This window comes from Streptomyces sp. NPDC050439, assembly GCF_040655335.1.
Lineage (GTDB): Bacteria > Actinomycetota > Actinomycetes > Streptomycetales > Streptomycetaceae > Streptomyces.
Genome location: NZ_JBFAJT010000002.1, coordinates 609,118 through 626,612, shown reverse-complemented (window position 1 = coordinate 626,612; position 17,495 = coordinate 609,118). Strand labels below are relative to the sequence as shown.

Annotated in this window: 14 protein-coding genes; 12 read left to right on the top strand and 2 right to left on the bottom strand. The window is 70.6% G+C overall.

All coding sequences use genetic code 11. From position 1 onward, the window contains the following. Nucleotides 1–101 precede the first annotated feature (101 nt). Both AB0I66_RS10000 and AB0I66_RS09995 read left to right on the top strand, forming a co-directional pair. Complete coding sequence (locus tag AB0I66_RS10000) at nucleotides 102–3,143, top strand: glycoside hydrolase family 38 C-terminal domain-containing protein (RefSeq protein ID WP_363207271.1); 3,042 nt, start codon at nucleotides 102–104, stop codon at nucleotides 3,141–3,143. Nucleotides 3,144–3,240: 97 nt separating this feature from the next. Then, complete coding sequence (locus tag AB0I66_RS09995) at nucleotides 3,241–3,612, top strand: VOC family protein (RefSeq protein WP_363207270.1); 372 nt, start codon at nucleotides 3,241–3,243, stop codon at nucleotides 3,610–3,612. A 15-nt stretch (nucleotides 3,613–3,627) separates the two neighbouring features. On the opposite strand, the gene AB0I66_RS09990 is transcribed toward AB0I66_RS09995, so the two are convergent. Continuing rightward, nucleotides 3,628–4,329, bottom strand: a complete 702-nt coding sequence (locus AB0I66_RS09990) for an FCD domain-containing protein (protein WP_363207269.1) — start codon at nucleotides 4,327–4,329, stop codon at nucleotides 3,628–3,630. A gap of 214 nt (nucleotides 4,330–4,543) precedes the next feature. On the opposite strand from AB0I66_RS09990, the gene AB0I66_RS09985 reads away from it, so the two are divergent. The 8 genes from AB0I66_RS09985 to AB0I66_RS09950 are packed head-to-tail and all read left to right on the top strand — an operon-like array spanning nucleotide 4,544 to nucleotide 12,614. Continuing rightward, entirely contained in the window at nucleotides 4,544–5,641 is a 1,098-nt protein-coding gene (locus AB0I66_RS09985; protein ID WP_363207268.1) for a sugar ABC transporter substrate-binding protein, read from the top strand. 8 nt (nucleotides 5,642–5,649) lie between these two features. Then, nucleotides 5,650–7,215, top strand: a complete 1,566-nt coding sequence (locus tag AB0I66_RS09980; RefSeq protein ID WP_363207267.1) for a sugar ABC transporter ATP-binding protein — start codon at nucleotides 5,650–5,652, stop codon at nucleotides 7,213–7,215. Between the two features lie 34 nt (nucleotides 7,216–7,249). Further along, entirely contained in the window at nucleotides 7,250–8,251 is a 1,002-nt protein-coding gene (locus tag AB0I66_RS09975) for an ABC transporter permease (RefSeq protein WP_363207863.1), read from the top strand. A gap of 50 nt (nucleotides 8,252–8,301) precedes the next feature. Beyond that, on the top strand, nucleotides 8,302–9,642 hold the full coding sequence (locus tag AB0I66_RS09970) for an L-fuconate dehydratase (protein WP_363207266.1): 1,341 nt from the start codon (nucleotides 8,302–8,304) through the stop codon (nucleotides 9,640–9,642). Further along, nucleotides 9,639–10,403 (top strand): SDR family oxidoreductase, encoded by a 765-nt coding sequence (locus AB0I66_RS09965; protein ID WP_363207265.1) that lies wholly within the window; start codon nucleotides 9,639–9,641, stop codon nucleotides 10,401–10,403. Before AB0I66_RS09970 ends, AB0I66_RS09965 begins: the two co-directional genes overlap by 4 nt. 5 nt (nucleotides 10,404–10,408) lie before the next feature. Next, nucleotides 10,409–11,404, top strand: coding sequence for an aldo/keto reductase (locus tag AB0I66_RS09960; protein ID WP_363207862.1), 996 nt, complete (start codon nucleotides 10,409–10,411; stop codon nucleotides 11,402–11,404). Continuing rightward, complete coding sequence (locus AB0I66_RS09955) at nucleotides 11,401–11,715, top strand: L-rhamnose mutarotase (RefSeq protein ID WP_363207264.1); 315 nt, start codon at nucleotides 11,401–11,403, stop codon at nucleotides 11,713–11,715. Before AB0I66_RS09960 ends, AB0I66_RS09955 begins: the two co-directional genes overlap by 4 nt. Nucleotides 11,716–11,729: 14 nt before the next feature. Next, nucleotides 11,730–12,614: an amidohydrolase family protein gene (locus AB0I66_RS09950; protein WP_363207263.1), complete on the top strand. Its 885-nt coding sequence runs from the start codon at nucleotides 11,730–11,732 to the stop codon at nucleotides 12,612–12,614. Nucleotides 12,615–12,637: 23 nt separating this feature from the next. Here the strand turns inward: AB0I66_RS09950 and AB0I66_RS09945 are convergent, their stop codons facing one another. Next, nucleotides 12,638–14,056 (bottom strand): lipase maturation factor family protein, encoded by a 1,419-nt coding sequence (locus AB0I66_RS09945; RefSeq protein WP_363207262.1) that lies wholly within the window; start codon nucleotides 14,054–14,056, stop codon nucleotides 12,638–12,640. 109 nt (nucleotides 14,057–14,165) lie between these two features. On the opposite strand from AB0I66_RS09945, the gene AB0I66_RS09940 reads away from it, so the two are divergent. Together AB0I66_RS09940 and AB0I66_RS09935 are read left to right on the top strand one after the other, a co-directional pair. Next, nucleotides 14,166–15,338, top strand: a complete 1,173-nt coding sequence (locus tag AB0I66_RS09940) for a DUF6777 domain-containing protein (protein WP_363207261.1) — start codon at nucleotides 14,166–14,168, stop codon at nucleotides 15,336–15,338. A 42-nt stretch (nucleotides 15,339–15,380) separates the two neighbouring features. Further along, nucleotides 15,381–17,474, top strand: a complete 2,094-nt coding sequence (locus AB0I66_RS09935) for a SpoIIE family protein phosphatase (RefSeq protein ID WP_363207260.1) — start codon at nucleotides 15,381–15,383, stop codon at nucleotides 17,472–17,474. The last annotated feature ends 21 nt before the right edge of the window (nucleotides 17,475–17,495 follow it).

The window sequence follows — 17,495 nt, the reverse complement described above, 5'->3', positions numbered from 1 at the left end:
CCCCCGCGCCAGAGCGGGTTTTCGGGAAGGGGCGGGGTTGGGGACAAAAAAATTCACCCGCCCCCCAGAACCCGCAGTGAACGAGCAACCGGAGAACCCACATGCATGACGACCGCACCCTCATAGAAGCCCGCCTCAAGCGCGTCCTCGACGAGCGCATCCGCCCCGCCGTATACCCCGAGTCCGTACCCCTGGACGTAGCGGTGTGGAACGCACCGGGCGAGCCGGTCCCAGTAGCCGAAGGCCTCGCCGCGCACCCCGACCCCACGGAGGTCGGCGCACGATGGGGCGCCCCCTGGGCCACCAGCTGGTTCCAGGTGACCGGCACCGTCCCCAAGGACTGGGCGGGGAAGACCGTCGAGGCCATCCTCGACCTCGGCTTCGACGAGAACATGCCCGGCTTCCAGTGCGAGGGCCTGGTCTACCGCCCCGACGGCACCCCGGTGAAGGGCCTGAACCCCCGTAACCAGTGGGTGCGGATCGCCGCCCCGGCGACCGGCGGCGAAGACGTCCACCTGCACATCGAGGCCGCCTCCAACCCCGTCATCCTCGACTACCACCCCTTCCTGCCCACCCAGCTCGGTGACAAGGAGACGGCCGGCAGCGAGCCCCAGTACAAGCTCGCCCGCATGGACCTCGCCGTCTTCGACGAGACCGTGTGGCAGCTCGTCATCGACCTGGAGGTCCTGGGCGAGCTCATGCAGGAGCTGCCCGAGGACTCCGGTCGCCGCTACGCGATCGTGCGCGCCATCGGCCGTGCCCTGGACGCGGTCGACCTCCAGGACGTGAACGGCTCCGCGCCTGCCGCCCGCGCCGAGCTCGAAGGCGTCCTCACCACCCCCGCCGAGCCCTCGGCCCACCGCATCAGCGCCGTCGGCCACGCGCACATCGACTCCGCGTGGCTGTGGCCGTTGCGCGAGACGGTGCGCAAGGTCGCGCGTACGACGTCGAACATGACCGCGCTCCTTGAGGACGAGCCGGACTTCGTCTTCGCCATGTCGCAGGCGCAGCAGTGGGCGTGGGTAAAGGAGCACCGGCCCGAGGTGTGGGCGAAGGTCAAGAAGGCGGTCGCCGACGGGCGGTTCGTGCCCGCGGGCGGCATGTGGGTCGAGTCGGACACGAACATGCCGGGGTCGGAGGCGATGGCCCGGCAGTTCGTGCACGGCAAGCGGTTCTTCCTGGACGAGTTCGGCGTCGAGAACGACGAGGCGTGGCTGCCCGACACCTTCGGATTCGCCGCCGGGCTCCCGCAGATCATCAAGGCGGCGGGCTCCAAGTGGCTGCTGACGCAGAAGATCTCCTGGTCGCAGACCAACCGTTTCCCGCACCACACCTTCAACTGGGAAGGCATCGACGGCACCCGCATCTTCACGCACTTCCCGCCCGTCGACACCTACAACTGCTCGATGAAGGGCAGCGAGATCGCCCACGCGGCGAAGAACTTCAAGGACAAGGGCGTCGCCCGGCACTCCCTCGCCCCGACCGGCTGGGGTGACGGAGGCGGCGGCACCACCCGCGAGATGATCGCGAAGGCGGGCCGCCTCCGTGACCTGGAGGGCTCCGCAACGGTCAAGTGGGAGACCCCGGCAGCCTTCTTCGAGAAGGCGGAGGCGGAGTACCCGAACGCTCCCGTCTGGGTGGGCGAGCTGTACCTGGAGCTGCACCGCGCCACGCTCACCAGCCAGGCGGGAACCAAGCAGGGCAACCGCCGCAGCGAGCACCTGCTGAAGGAGGCGGAACTCTGGGCGGCGACGGCGGCGGTCCGCGCGCCCGAATTCGCCTACCCATACGAGGAGTTGGACCGCATCTGGAAGACGGTGCTGCTCCACCAGTTCCACGACATCCTGCCCGGCTCGTCCATCGCCTGGGTGCACCGGGAGGCGCGCGCGACATACGCGAAGGTCGCCGAGGAGCTGAACGGCATCATCGAGGCAGCTCAGCGGGCGCTGGCAGGGGAGGGCAGAGGCACCGCCACCACCACCCTCGTCTTTAACTCCACCCCGCACACCCGTGACGGCGTCCCGGCGGGCGGCGCGCGGCCTGCCGCGATCGACGGCCAGTCGGCGATCGCCTCGCGTGCCGAGGGCGGCCATGTGTTGGACAACGGTCTGCTGCGGGTCGAGATCGACGCGCGCGGTCTGATCGTCTCGGCGTACGACATCCTGGCCGGCCGGGAGACCGTCGCGCCCGGCCAGGCGGCGAACCTGCCGCAGATCCACGCCGACTTCCCGAACATGTGGGATGCGTGGGACGTCGATGAGTTCTACCGGAACACGGTCACGGACCTGACGGAGGCGGAGTCGGTCGAGCCCGTAGAGTCCCTCCGGGGCGGCGCCTCGGTCCGTGTCGTACGCAGCTTCGGCGCGTCGCGGCTCACGCAGACGCTGTCCCTGGCGCCCGGCTCCATGCGCCTGGACATCGACACGGAGGTGGACTGGCACGAGACGGAGAAGTTCCTGAAGCTGGCGTTCCCGCTGGACATCCACGCGGAGCGGTACGCGTCGGAGACGCAGTTCGGCCACTTCTACCGGGCCACGCACACCAACACGAGCTGGGAGGCCGCCAAGTTCGAGGCGTGCAACCACCGCTTCGTGCACGTGGAGGAGCCGGGCTGGGGCGTGGCCCTGGTCACCGACTCGACGTACGGCCACGACGTGACCCGCACGGTACGCGCCTCGGACTCCGGTACGACCACGACGGTCCGCGCCTCGCTCCTGCGCGCCCCGCGCTTCCCCGACCCCGAGACGGACCAGGGCGTCCACCGCTTCCGGCACGCGCTGGTCCCGGGGGCCGGGATCGGCGACGCGGTGCGTGAGGGCTACCGGATCAACCTGCCCGAGCGGCAGGTCCCGGGCAGCGCCGAGGTGACCCCGCTGGTGACCCTCGACAACGACGCGGTGGTCGTCACGGCCCTCAAGCTCGCCGACGACGGCAGCGGCGACGTGGTCGTCCGCTTCCACGAATCACGGGGCGGCCGCGCGAAGACAACGCTGACGCCGGGCTTCCCGTTCGGCTCCGTCGTGGCGACGGATCTCCTGGAGCGCCCCCTCACCGACGCACCGGCTCCGGAGCGCTCGAACGACGGTGTCGCCCTCACACTGCGCCCGTTCGAACTGGTAACGCTGCGCCTGACGCGGGCGTGACGTCGCGCTGAGCTGAGCGAGGAGACGCCGGCGGGGCAGAAGGACAGTCCCGCCGGCGCCGTCGTGCGCCCTTTCATCCGGGCGCACACTGACCCACATGCCCATCGCGCTGCACCACATCGTCATCGACGCCCACGACCTGCCCGCCCTGGCCCGCTTCTGGGCGCAGGCGCTGCGCTGGCGGATTCTGTCCGAGCGGGAGCGGGAGGTGGTCATCGGCCCCGACGAGAACGCGCCGGTCGGCATCTGCTTCATGCCGACGGCGGACCGCAAGGTCGTCAAGAACCGCCTGCACCTGGACCTGACGTCCGACGCGGGTGAGCGCGAATCCGAGATCGCCCGCCTGCTCGCACTCGGGGCGCGGAAGGCGGACGTCGGGCAGAGCGGCGAGGAGTCGTGGACCGTTCTCGCCGACCCCGAGGGGAACGAGTTCTGCGTGGTCCGCCCGAAGCGGACCCTCATCGGGTAGGGCGGGGGTGACGCGTCAGCCGTCCACCTGTGCCCGCATCCATTCCTCCACCTCTCCCACATGTGCCGCCGCCGCGGCCCTCGCTGCCTCTGGGTCTCGGGCCGCCAACGCCCGGTGGATACGGGCGTGTTCTCGGCGGGTTCGGTCGAAGGCTCCCTCTTCCTGGTAGCCGCGCCAGACCCTTGCGCGGAATGTGCGGGAGGACAGGCCCTCCAGGATGGCCGCCATCGTGTCGTTGCCTGCCGCGAGGGCGATCGTTCGGTGGAACGCCAGGTCGTGGGAGAGGATTTCCTCCGGGTCCTCCGTGGCGTTCATCGCCTCCAAGTGTTCCTCCACGTCCGCCAGTTGGTCGGCGGAGATCCGTGCCGCCGCCAGCGCCGTCGCCGTGGATTCGAGGATCCGGCGTACCTCCAGGAGTTCCACGAGGCGCGGTCCTCGTGACAGGTCGGCCACGACGCCGAAGGTCTCCAGGAGGTCCCCGGCCTCCAGCTGGGTGACGTAGATGCCCGAGCCGTGCCGGGCCTCCAGGACCCCCATCACCGTGAGGGCGCGGATCGCCTCCCGCATGGAGCTTCGTGAGATGCCCAGCTGCGTGGCCAAGTCGCGTTCCGTGGGCAGGCGTTGGCCCGGTTCGAGCCGGCCCTCGCCGATCATCGCCTTGATCTGCTCGATGGCCCGCTGCGTCACGGTGCCCTTCTGCGGGCCGGTCTGGTCCACGTAACGCTCCTCCACTAGCCGAGTGCGCCGCAGTCTAATCCGAGATGTGGTCGGACCACTACGGCCTGAAAGCGGCAAAACTTGGTGTCGAGGGGTGTTGTGAGCGCCAAGTGGTCTGATAAATATTCGCCATCGGTCGCTGGGACAGTCCGCTCGGACCGTCACTGGGACAGTCGTCAGGACTCCCGACCCACCCTCGATGAGGAGCCGTCAGATGGCCGGCAGAACAGCGCGCGACAGGGCAGGCAACAGGACCAGCAGGGCGGGAACCTCGCGTGTGGCGCGGATCGCCGCCGCCGCGGCCTGCGCGTCCCTCGTGCTCACGGCGTGCGGCAGTACGAAGGACAGCGCGGCGCCCGCGGGCGGCGGAGGCGGCGGAGAGGGCAAGGTCGGGGTGATCCTGCCCCTGCTGACCTCGCCGTTCTGGCAGTCGTACAACGACTACGTGCCCAAGATGGCGAAGTCCGAGGACGTCGACGCGATGAAGACCGTCAACTCCAACAGCGACCCCTCGCAGCAGATCACCGACATCAACAACCAGCTCAATCAGGGTGTCAAAGGGCTCGTCGTCGCACCCCTCGACAGCGCGGCCATCTCCGCGGGACTTGACCAGGCCGAGCGCAAGGGCGTGCCCGTGGTCGCCGTCGACGTCGCCCCCGAGAAGGGCAAGGTCGCGATGGTGGTGCGGGCCAACAACGTCGCGTACGGCGAGAAGGCCTGCGACTACCTCGGCAAGCAGGTCAAGAGCGGCAAGGTCGTCCAGATCATGGGAGACCTCGCCTCCGTCAACGGCCGTGAACGCTCGGAGGCCTTCCGCACCTGCGTGAAGGAGAAGTACCCCAAGCTGAAGGTGTTGGAGATTCCCGCCAAGTGGGAGTCCGACACGGCCGCCTCCAAGCTGGACACGCTGCTCAACTCCAACCCCGACATCAAGGGCATCTACATGCAGGCGGGCGGGGTTTATCTCGCGCCCACCCTGCAGACCCTGAAGTCGAAGAAGATGCTGAAGAAGACGGGCGAGAAGGGTCACATCGCCGTCATCTCGAACGACGGCATCCCGCAGGAGTTCGACGCCATCCGCAAGGGCCAGATCGACGCCACGGTCTCGCAGCCGGCCGACGCGTACGCCAAGTACGGCATGTACTACATCAAGGCCGCGATGAGCGGGAAGAAGTTCAAGCCCGGCAAGACCGACCACGGTTCCACCATCGTGAAGCTGCCCAGCGGCATCCTCGAGGACCAGCTGCCCGCACCGCTGGTCACCAAGGAGAACGTGGACGACTCCGAGCTGTGGGGCAACACGGTCAAATGAGTACGCCGATGACCGAGACCCCCACCGGCCCGACGACGACCCCGCTCGTCGAGGCGGCCGGCATCACCAAGCGGTACGGGCCCACCGTCGCCCTGCAGGACGGCCGGCTGACCGTCCTGCCCGGTGAGTCCCACGCCCTCGTCGGCCGCAACGGCGCGGGCAAGTCCACCCTCGTCACCATCCTCACCGGACTCCAGGCCCCGGACGCGGGCACCGTCCTCTTCGACGGGCAGCCCGCGCCGCCGCTCACCGACCGCGACGCCTGGCGCCGCAAGGTGGCCTGCGTCTACCAGAAGCCGACGGTCGTGCCCGACCTGACCGTCGCCGAGAACCTCTTCATCAACCGGCAGCCCGCCGGCCGCGGCGGCTTCATCAGCTGGCGCAAGCTGCGCGCCCAGGCCGCGGAGGTGCTCGACACCTGGGACGTGCGCGTCGACCCGGACGCCCGCACCGCCGACCTCAAGGTCGAGGACCGCCAGATGGTCGAGATCGCGCGGGCGCTCAGCTTCGGGGCGCGGTTCATCGTCCTGGACGAGCCCACCGCGCAGCTCGACAACCGGGAGATCGAGCGGCTCTTCACGCGCATGCGAGCGCTCCAGGAGTCGGGGGTCACCTTCCTCTTCATCTCGCACCACCTCCAGGAGGTGTACGAGGTGTGCCAGACCGTCACGGTCCTGCGCGACGCCCGCTGGATCACCACCGCCCCCGTGGCCGACCTGCCCCGCGCCGCCCTGGTCGAGGCCATGGCGGGCGAGGCCCTGCGGGAGAAGGAGGCCGCCGAGGAATCCGTGGCCCGGACCGAGGTCCCCGCCGACGCCCCGGTGATGCTCGACGTCAGGGGCCTCGCCGGCGACTCGTACGCGGACGTCGACCTGACCGTCCGCAAGGGCGAGGTCGTGGGCCTCGCCGGGTCCAGCGGCAGCGGAAAGATCAACCTCGCGGAGACCGTCGCGGGGCTCCACACGCCCACCACCGGAAGCGCTCGACTCGACGGCGAGAAGCTGCCGTTCGGAAACGTCACCGCCTCGCTGCGTGCCGGAGTCGGCTGCGTGCCGCGCGACCGGCACGACCAAGGCCTGGTCTTCGGCATGTCCATCGGCGACAACGCCACGATGACCGTGCTCGACCGGCTCGGGAAGTACGGTTTCGTCGGCACCGAACGCAAGCGCGGCTTCGCCGAGGAGCTCATCGACCGCCTCGACATCCACGCCGAGGGACCCGACCAGCCCGTGTCGGACCTCTCCGGCGGCAACGCACAGAAGGTCGTCATGGCGCGCGCACTCGCCTCCGACCCGCGCCTCCTCGTCCTCATCAACCCCACCGCGGGCGTGGACGTGAAGTCCAAGGAGTCGCTGCTCGCCCGGATGGACAACGCCCGTGAGGACGGCACCGCCGTCCTCGTCGTCTCCGACGAACTGGACGACCTGCGGCGCTGCGACCGCGTCCTGGTCCTCTTCCACGGCAGGGTGGTCGCCGAGCACGAGGCGGGCTTCGCCGACCACGACCTGATCGCCTCGATCGAAGGCGTGGAAGAAACCCAAGGAGCACGAGAAGGAGTGAATGACCGTGGCTGACACGAAGGCCCCGTCGGCCTCGACCACACCGGACCTGACCGCGAAGACCGACGACGCCCGCGCCCAGGCACGCTCCGTGCTGCTCCGGCGTGCGCGTGAACTCGCTCTCGTACCAGCCCTGTTGCTGCTCATGCTGCTCGGCACCCTGGTAAATGACTCGTTCCTCACGGAACGCAACCTCATCTCGATCCTCGGCGCCTCGGCCGCCCTCGCGATGGTCGTGCTCGCCGAGTCCCTCGTCCTCATCACCGGCAAGTTCGACCTCTCCCTGGAATCGGTCGTCGGCATCGCGCCCGCCGTCGGCGCGCTGCTCGTGCTGCCCGCGGCACAGGCCGGATTCGGCACCGAGATGCCCGCCGCGGTGGCGCTCCTCGCGATCCTGCTCGTCGGCGCGGCCATCGGCGCCTTCAACGGCATCCTCGTCGTGAAGCTCAAGCTCAACGCGTTCATCGTCACGCTCGCCATGCTGATCGTGCTGCGCGGACTACTCGTCGGCGCGACAGAGGGCAAGACGCTCTTCGGGATGCCCGACGCCTTCTACACCCTCGCCACCTCGACGTTCCTGACCATCCCGCTCTCGGTGTGGCTGGCCGCCGTCTCCTTCGGCGTCGCAGGCTTCGTCCTCAAGTACCACCGCGTGGGGCGCGCCCTGTACGCGATCGGCGGCAACGCCGACGCGGCACGCGCCGCGGGCATCCGCGTCGAGCGCGTGATGCTCGGCGTCTTCGTCGTCGCCGGCTGTCTCGCGGCCGTCGGCGGCCTCATGCAGACCGGCTACGTCGGCGCCATCAACGCCAACCAGGGCCAGAACATGATCTTCACCGTGTTCGCGGCCGCGGTCATCGGCGGCATCAGCCTCGACGGCGGCAAGGGCACCATGTTCGGCGCCCTCACCGGCGTCCTGCTGCTGGGCGTCGTACAGAACCTGCTCACCCTCGCCCAGGTGCCGTCCTTCTGGATCCAGGCCATCTACGGCGGAATCATCCTGGTCGCCCTGATGATCGCGCGGGTCACCACCGGCCGCGCACAGGACTGACCCCGCTCCGGGTTCCCCCGTCTTCTTGCCCCTTTCCGGAAAGGCCTCCTGTGTCCCCGACTCCCGCCCGCATCACCGCGGTCGACACCTATGACGTACGGTTCCCGACCTCACGGGAGCTGGACGGATCCGACGCGATGAACCCGGACCCCGACTACTCCGCCGCCTATGTGGTCCTTCGCACCGACGCGGACGACGGTCTGGAGGGGCACGGCTTCACCTTCACCATCGGGCGCGGCAACGACGTCCAGGTCGCCGCGATCGAGTCGCTGCGTCATCACGTGCTCGGCCGGCCGGTCGAGGAACTCTGCGCCGATCCGGGGACGTTGAACCGCGACCTGGTCGGGGACAGCCAACTGCGGTGGCTCGGGCCCGAGAAGGGCGTGATGCACATGGCCATCGGCGCCGTGGTCAACGCGCTGTGGGATCTGGCGGCCAAGCGGGCTCGCAAGCCGCTGTGGCGATTCCTGGCGGACGCCGAGCCTCAATGGCTGGTCTCCCAGATCGACTTCCGCTACATCGCCGACGCCCTCACCCCGCAAGAGGCACTGGACATGCTCAGGTCGGGCCGCCACGGAGCCGCCGAGCGTGCGGCCCTGCTGCGGGAGCGCGGCTTCCCCGGCTACACGACGTCACCCGGCTGGCTCGGCTACAGCGACGAGAAGCTGACCCGCCTCGCCCGGCAGGCCGTCGCCGACGGCTTCACCCAGATCAAGCTGAAGGTCGGTGCGGACCTGGCGGACGACGTACGCCGCTGCCGTACCGCACGCGAGGCGATCGGGCCAGGCATCCGCATGGCGATCGACGCCAACCAGCGCTGGAACGTCGGCGAGGCCGTCGAATGGACGCGCGCCCTCGCGGAATTCGACCCGTACTGGGTGGAGGAGCCCACCAGCCCCGACGACGTCCTCGGCCACGCCGCGATCCGGAAGGCGGTCGCCCCGGTCAAGGTCGCCACCGGCGAGCACGTGCAGAACCGCATCATCTTCAAACAGCTCCTCCAGGCGGGAGCGATCGACGTGCTGCAGATCGACGCGGCCCGCGTCGGCGGAGTCAACGAGAACCTCGCGATCCTGCTCCTCGCCGCCAAGTTCGGCGTCCCGGTCTGCCCGCACGCCGGTGGCGTCGGCCTGTGCGAACTCGTCCAGCACCTCTCGATGTTCGACTTCGTGGCGCTGTCCGGCACCACCGAGAACCGGGTCATCGAGTACGTCGACCACCTCCACGACCACTTCATCGACCCGGTCGTGGTGCGCGAGGGCCACTACATGGCGCCCACCGCGCCGGGCTTCTCGGCCACCATGCGGGCCGAGTCCCTCGCCGAATTCACCTATCCGGACGGCGCCTTCTGGGCCGCCGACCTCGCTCAGGGCAAGGGAGCAGCCGCATGACCGACGTCCAGGACTTCGAGGGGCTCAAGGCCCTGGTCACCGGCGGAGCCTCCGGGATCGGCCGGGCCACCGCCGAACTGCTCGCCGCGCGCGGCGCCCGGGTCGCCGTGCTCGACCTGGACCCCGGCAGCGTGGAGAAGCCGCTCACCGGACACCGCGCCGACGTTGCCGACGACGCCTCGGTGCGCGAAGCCGTCGCCGCCGCCGTGGAGGAGCTCGGCGGACTCGACGTACTGATCAACAACGCGGGCATCGGCGCGCAGGGCACCGTCGAGGACAACGACGACGCCCAGTGGCACAAGGTGCTCGACGTGAACGTCCTCGGGATCGTGCGCACCACCCGCGCCGCCCTGCCGCACCTGCGCGTCTCCACCCACGCGGCGATCGTCAACACCTGCTCGATCGCCGCCACGGCCGGCCTGCCGCAGCGCGCCCTCTACTCGGCGTCCAAGGGCGCCGTGCTCTCCCTGACGCTCGCCATGGCCGCCGATCATGTACGTGAAGGGGTGCGCGTCAACTGCGTCAATCCCGGCACCGTGGACACCCCGTGGGTCGGCCGCCTCCTGGACGCCGCGCCCGACCCGGCGGCCGAGCGTGCCGCGCTCGCGGCCCGCCAGCCCACCGGGCGCCTCGTCTCGGCGGACGAAGTCGCGGGCGCCATCGCCTACTTGGCGAGCCCCCTGTCCGGCGCGACCACCGGCACCGCACTCGCCGTCGACGGCGGCATGCAGGGCCTGCGGCTGCGGCCCGTGGGCCGATGAGCGGCATGGTCCGGCGCGCCATCGGACCCGGCGGCGTCGAGGTGACCGAGCTGTCCTTCGGCGCCGCCGGCCTCGGCAACCTCTACACGCCGATCACCGACGAGGAGGCCCGCGCGGCGATCGACACCGCCTGGGAGGCGGGCATCCGCTACTTCGACACCGCCCCGCATTACGGCATCGGCCTGTCCGAGCGCAGGCTCGGCGAGGCACTGCGGGCACACCCCCGGGAGACGTACACGCTCTCGACCAAGGTGGGCCGCCTCCTCGAAGCGGTGGAGAGGCCCGTGGGCGACGACCTCACCCATGGCTTCGCCGTCCCGGCCACCCACCGCCGGGTCTGGGACTTCAGTGCGGACGGCGTCCGCCGTTCCCTGGAGGCGAGCCTCACCCGCCTCGGCACCGACCGCGTCGACATCGTCTACCTCCACGACCCCGACGACCACGCCGAGCAGGCCTTCCGCGAGGGATATCCGGCCCTGGAGCGGCTGCGCTCCGAAGGCGTCGTGGGCGCGATCGGCGCGGGCATGAACCAGACGGCGATGCTCACCCGCTTCGTCCGGGACACGGACGTCGACGCCGTGCTGTGCGCGGGCCGCTACACGCTCCTGGACCAGAGCGCCCTGACCGAGCTGCTCCCGGCCGCGTACGAGCGCGGAAAGGCAGTCGTGATCGGCGGTGTGTTCAACTCGGGCCTTCTCGCCGACCCCAGGCCCGGCGCGACGTACGACTACACGACAGCGCCGCAGGATCTCGTGGACCGCGCCCGCCGTCTGCGGACGATCGCGGAGCGCCACGGCACCACCCTGCGCGCGGCAGCCCTGGCCTTCCCCCTGGCCCACCCGGCGGTGACCACCGTCCTCGTCGGCGCTCGTTCGGCGCACGAAGTCCGGGACGCGGCACGGCAGTTCGCGTCCCACGTGCCCGACGACTTCTGGAAGGAAGCCCGCGCCGAAGAACTGCTGCCCGCCCACGTACCCGTCCCCGGAGAGGCCTCCGCGTGAGAATCGCCCTGCACACCAAGGTCCGCGCCGACCGCGTCGACGAGTACGACGCCGCACACCGCGAGGTGCCCGCCGAGCTGGTCGCCGCCATCCGCGCGGCGGGCGCCGCCTCCTGGACGATCTGGCGCAGCGGCACCGACCTCTTCCACGTCCTGGAGTGCGAGGACTACGCCCGCATGCTCGCCGAGCTGGACAAGCTGCCGGTCAACGTCGCCTGGCAGGCGCGGATGGCCGACCTGCTCGACGTCGTCCACGATTACTCGGCCGAGGGCGCGGACGCGGGCCTTCCCGTCGTATGGGAGCTGCCATGACGGCGGGAGCTGCCATGACGGCGGAACCTGCCGTGACGGCGGAAGCTGCTGTGATGCCCGGTATCGTCGACGCCCACCACCACGTGTGGGACCTCTCCGTACGCGACCAGGAGTGGATCACCGGCGACGCGCTCGCCCCGATCCGCCGGAACTTCTCCCTCACCGACCTCCTGCCCGCGGCCCGTGCCGCGGGCGTCACCGCGACCGTGCTCGTGCAGACGGTCACCGTCGCCGAGGAGACCCCCGAGTTCCTCGCCCTGGCGGCCGGCAGTGACCTGGTCGCGGGCGTCGTCGGGTGGACCGACCTCACCCACCCGGCCGTCGGCGACACCCTCGGCGGGCTGCGTGAACTCCCCGGCGGGCAGCACCTCGTGGGCATCCGGCACCAGGTGCAGGGCGAGCCCGACCCGCAGTGGCTGCTGCGGCCCGACGTGCGCCGGGGCCTTGCCGCGGTCGGCGCGGCGGGCCTCGCCTACGACCTCGTGGTCCTGCCCCATCAACTCCCGGCCTGCGTCGAGGCGGCGCGGGAGCACCCCGAACTCACCTTCGTCCTGGACCACTTGGGCAAGCCGCCCATCGCATCCGGCGCGCTCGAACCCTGGGCCGCGGCCGTTCGCTCGCTCGCCGCGCTCCCCAACACCGTCTGCAAGCTCTCCGGCCTGGTGACCGAGGCCGACCCCAAGTCGTGGACGGTCGACGGCCTGCGCCCGTACGCGGACACCGTCCTGGACGCCTTCGGGCCCGACCGGCTGATCTTCGGCTCGGACTGGCCGGTCTGTACTCTGGCCGCCACGTACGCGGAAGTCGCCGACGCGGCACGGAAGTTGACCGACTCGCTCACCGAAAGTGAACGCGCCGCCCTCTTCGCCGGAACCGCCGCCCGCGTCTACGGCCTCTGACTCACCGTGGGATCACCGACCGGTCACCGCGGCGACGACACCCGCGTCGGCGGCCAAAACTCCCGCACGTACGTCCGCTCCCAGCAGGCACCGGTCTTCCGCAGCTCGCGCCAGGTCGTGTAGCGGTAGCGGTAGAGACGGGCGCGGATGTACGCGGGCGGCTCGTCCGGCGGAAAGGGGACGTGGCGCAGCAGCCGCAAGGTGTCCCGGTCGCCGTCCAGGAGCCGCTCCACCAGCGGGCCGAACCACGAGCGCGCATAGGCGGGGGAGAGCGCGGCGAACCACATCATCCAGTCGAGCCGCAGATGGTACGGCGCGAACTGCCGGGGCCAGCGGCGTACATCGCCCGGCTTGCCCTTGAACTCGTACTCCCGCCACTCCGACTCCTGGCGGGGTGTGGTGTCCGCCGTGCCTTCGACGACCACCTCCTGCCGGACGCGGCTGACGCTGCCGAACGCGCCGTAGGTGTTGACGAGATGGAGCGGGTCGAAGGAGAAGTTCATGATCTGCCGACGCGAGAACAAATTGCGGGCCGGCCGGTAGCTCAGGGCCAGGATCAGGGCCGTCGCCGCGATGACGACCACCTCGTACCAGAGCGGGGGAGCGGGTGACGTCGACGGAGCGCCCGCGCCGCCGAAGTCGACGACGGACGCGGCGAGCACGATCGTCAGCCAGTTCAACCACGAGAAGTTGCCGGAGAGGACCAGCCACAGCTGGGTGGCGATCATCAGGCAGGCCGCGGCCGTCGCGACCGGCTGCGGCGTGAACAGCAGCACGGGCACGACGAGTTGGGTGAAGTGGTTCGCCGCGACCTCCATCCTGTGGACCGGCTTCGGAAGATGATGGAAGAACCAGCTCAGCGGTCCCGGCATCGGCTGTGTCTCGTGGTGGAAGTACAGGCAGGTGAGCTTGCGCCAGCACGCATCGCCGCGCATCTTGATCAGCCCCGCCCCGAACTCCACGCGGAACAGCACCCAGCGCAGCAGGAAGAGGATCAGCACCGGCGGCGCCGTCTCGTCGTTGCCGAGGAACACGGCGAGGAAACCGACCTCAAGGAGCAGCGACTCCCAGCCGAAGCCGTACCAGGTCTGGCCCACGTTCACGATCGAGAGATACAGGACCCACGGCACGAACCAGAGCAGCATGCCGGCCCACAGGGGGAGCAGACCGTCGGCGCCCGCGAGCAGCGCGAGGGCGCACGCGCAGCCCGACCACGCGACGAGCGCGAAGAAGCGGTCCGAGTAGTGCAGGTGGAAGAGGCTCGGCGCCTTGCGGAAGGGCACGCGCTCGACGTGGCGCGGCACCGGCAGCATGCCGCGCTCGCCGATCAGCGCACGGAACTGCAGCGCCGCTCCCAGGAACGCGACGAGGTAGAGCGCGGCGAGAGCCCGCTGGAAGACGAGACGGCCGAGCCAGTACTGATCCGCTGTGAACCACTCCACAAGGCCATCTTGCGCCCTGTCCGGCCGGGCGCCCCTCCTCGGCTTGCGCACCGGCTCCGACTGCCTCAGAGAATGGGGCAAAGTGCCCGATAGCAGGCGGGAGAGCACGGTGCGTGTGCCCACCAGGCCCACCAGGCCCACCAGGCCCACCAGGCCCAAGAGGTCCCTCAGGAGCTACGCGACGGTCTTCGCGATATCCGCGGCCCTCGCCGTCGCGGGATGCTCGGGCTCGGGCGGAGGCGAGAAGAAGCCCGCCGCCGGCAGCGGCGAGCTGTTCATGCAGCCGGTCGCCGCCCAGGGCCCCGATCCGTTCACCGATTCCACCGCGACGAGCACGGCGACCCCCTCGCCCGCCACCCCCACGCCCGTCACCCGTTCGCCGCAGCCGTCACCGACGGGTACCTCCTCGCCGACGGCTCAGGGCGTGCGCTCCCTCTCGGGCGGCACACCCGGTCTGTACGGCGGCACGCACTCCCTGGGCAGCTGTGACGTCGGCGCCCAGGTCCGCTTCCTCACCGCCGACCAGGGCAAGAGCCGTGCCTTCGCGCAGGTGTCGGGCATCTCCCGGGCGGACATGCCGAGCTTCCTGCGCGATCTGACGCCGGTCGTGCTGCGGGCCGACACCCGCGTGACGAACCACGGCTACCGCGACGGCGGTGCCACCAGCTTCCAGTCCGTGCTGCAGACGGGCACCGCCGTCCTCGTCGACAACCGGGGGCTGCCCCGCGTGCGGTGCGCCTGCGGGAACCCGCTGAAGCCGCCGGTCGCGCTCCAGGGCACCCCGAGACACCAGGGCGAGCAGTGGTCCGGCTACCGCCCGGCGCAGGTCGTGGTGGTGACCCCGGCACCGAAGATCATCGTGAACATCACCATCGTGAACATCGTCGACAACACCTGGATCGAGCGGAGGACCGGCGACGAGCACGGCGGCCACGACCACACCGTGCCGCCGCCGCACCCGACCCAGACGCCCACCCCCACCACGCCGACCCCGACCGACCCGGACGACAGCGACTCGCCCAGTGACAGCGACAGCCCGAGCGACAGCGACTCACCCAGCGACAGCGACAGCCCCAGCGATACGCCGAACGACAGCGACAGCCCGAGCGACAGCGACAGCCCGAGCGACAGCGATACGCCCAGTGACAGCGACTCGCCCAGCGAAAGTGACACCACCTCCACGGACTGCCCCACGCTCCCGCCCACCACGGGCACGGAGCCGCCCACCGGCACCCCGTCCGGGATCCCGCCGGGCTGCCCGACGCCCACGCCCGGCGGCTGAGCGTGCGCACTCGGTCCCGACAGCGAAGAATCATGAAGTGTCATGACGCCCACGCCACTGCCGGACGACTGGCCAGCGGATCCCCGGTCGATCCTGGCGGCCAACCGCACAGGCTGCTTCGACTGGGACCTCGACAGCGGCCTGATGCATCTCGATGCCGCGGGCCACGAGGTCTTCGACGTACGGGCCGACGAGTACGACGGCCATCCGACGAGCCTCGGAGTACGCGTGCCGCCGGTCGAGGCACACCGTCTCGACGCCTATGTCTCGCACGCCCTCAAGGACGGCAGCGGCACCTACGGCATCTACTTCCGCATCCGGCTGCGCGAAGGCGGGCTGCGCTGGACCCATACCCAGGGGTTCATCCACCGTGACGGGTCGGGTCGGCCGCACCGCATCGTCGGCATCGTCCGCGACGCCACGCAGGAGCTGGGCGACAGCACGGCCAGGCACCAGCGCGCCGACGAGGAGGAGGACCGCCGCCGCCGCACGAGCATCGTGCAGGGCACCACGGCGGCCCTCGCCCACGCCCGAACCGTCCGGGACGTCATCGACGTGCTCAAGGACACCCACGGCCTCGCGCACCTGGGCGCGTCGAACCTGGTCATGGGCCTGGTCGAGGCCGGGCGGATCCGGCTGGTCGCGGAGGGGCCCGTGGGCAGCTTCGTGCCGGGCACCAAGTTCACGCGGATCGACGAGCGGTATCCGATGAGCGACGCCGTGCGCACGCTGTCGCCGCGCTTCATCGAGACGGCGGCGGAGTTCGCCGCCTCGTACCCGGATCTGTGGCCGCACATAGACGAGCTGGGCATCACCTCGGCCGCGTATCTGCCGCTCATCGCGCAGGCCAAGCCGATCGGCGTGCTCGGCCTGCTCTACCAGGACAAGACCGGCTTCACCGAGGAGGAGCGCAACGTCCTGGTCGCCCTCGGCAGCGGCATCGCCCAGAGCCTCCAGCGCGCCATGTTCTACGAGCAGGAGAAGGACCTCGCCCAGGGCCTCCAGCAGGCGATGCTGCCGCGCACCATCCCCGGCGTGCCGGGGGCCGACATCGCCGTCCGCTACCGCTCGGCGGCGCTCGGCCGGGACATCGGCGGCGACTGGTACGACGTGATCCCGCTGCCCGGCGGCAGGGTCGGGGCGGTCATCGGCGACGTACAGGGCCATGACACCCACGCGGCGGCCGTCATGGGCCAGCTGCGCATCGTGCTGCGCGCCTACGCCGCCGAGGGGCACCCGCCGGCCACCGTCATGGCCCGCGCCTCCGGCTTCCTGCACGAGCTGGACACCGAGCGCTTCGCGACCTGCCTCTACGCGGAGGCCGATCTGTCCTCGGGCGTGGTCCAGCTGGTGCGGGCAGGGCACATCGACCCGCTCGTCCAGCGGACCGACGGCACCTGTCGCAGGGTGCCGGTCGAGGGTGGTCTGCCGCTGGGGCTCTCGGCCGAGTTCGGCCGTCTCGAATATCCGGTCACCACCTTCGAACTCGACGCGGAACAGACCCTGTTGCTGTTCACCGACGGCCTCATCGAGGAACCGGGCGCCGACCTCGACGACGGTCTGCGGACCCTGGGCGAGCTGGCCTGTTCGGGGCCGCGTGACCTCCAGCATCTGGCGGACCGGCTGTGCGAGACCGTGGACGAGCGGGGCGGCGAGGACGACGCGGCGCTGCTTCTGCTGCGCCGCCGCGTGGTCGACGCCCCCCGGGCCGGTGGCCGCCTCCAGCAGCACGTGGGCCCCGGCGACCCGGAGGCGCTGGCCGAGGCCCGGCACATGATCCGGGCCGCGGTGCGCGCGTGGGGCGCCGGGGACGGCGCCGACGAGATCGAGCTGGTGGCGGACGAGCTGATCACGAACGCGCTGATGCACACCGACGGCGCGGCGATCGTGACGCTGAGGGTGGTCAGCGGCAGCGAACGGCGTCTGCGCGTCGAGGTCGAGGACTCCTCCAGTGCGCTGCCGCGCCGCCGGGAGGCGGGGGAGTCGGGGGTGTCGGGGCGGGGGTTGCTGCTTGTGGACATGCTCGCGGACGCGTGGGGCGTCGAGTCGCGGGGCACCGGCAAGTGCGTGTGGTGCGAGTTCGTCGTGCCCGCCCGGGAAACCGAGGGTGAGGGTCGAGCGGATGGCGCTGTGTGAAGTTCAGCCGGAACTGGGACA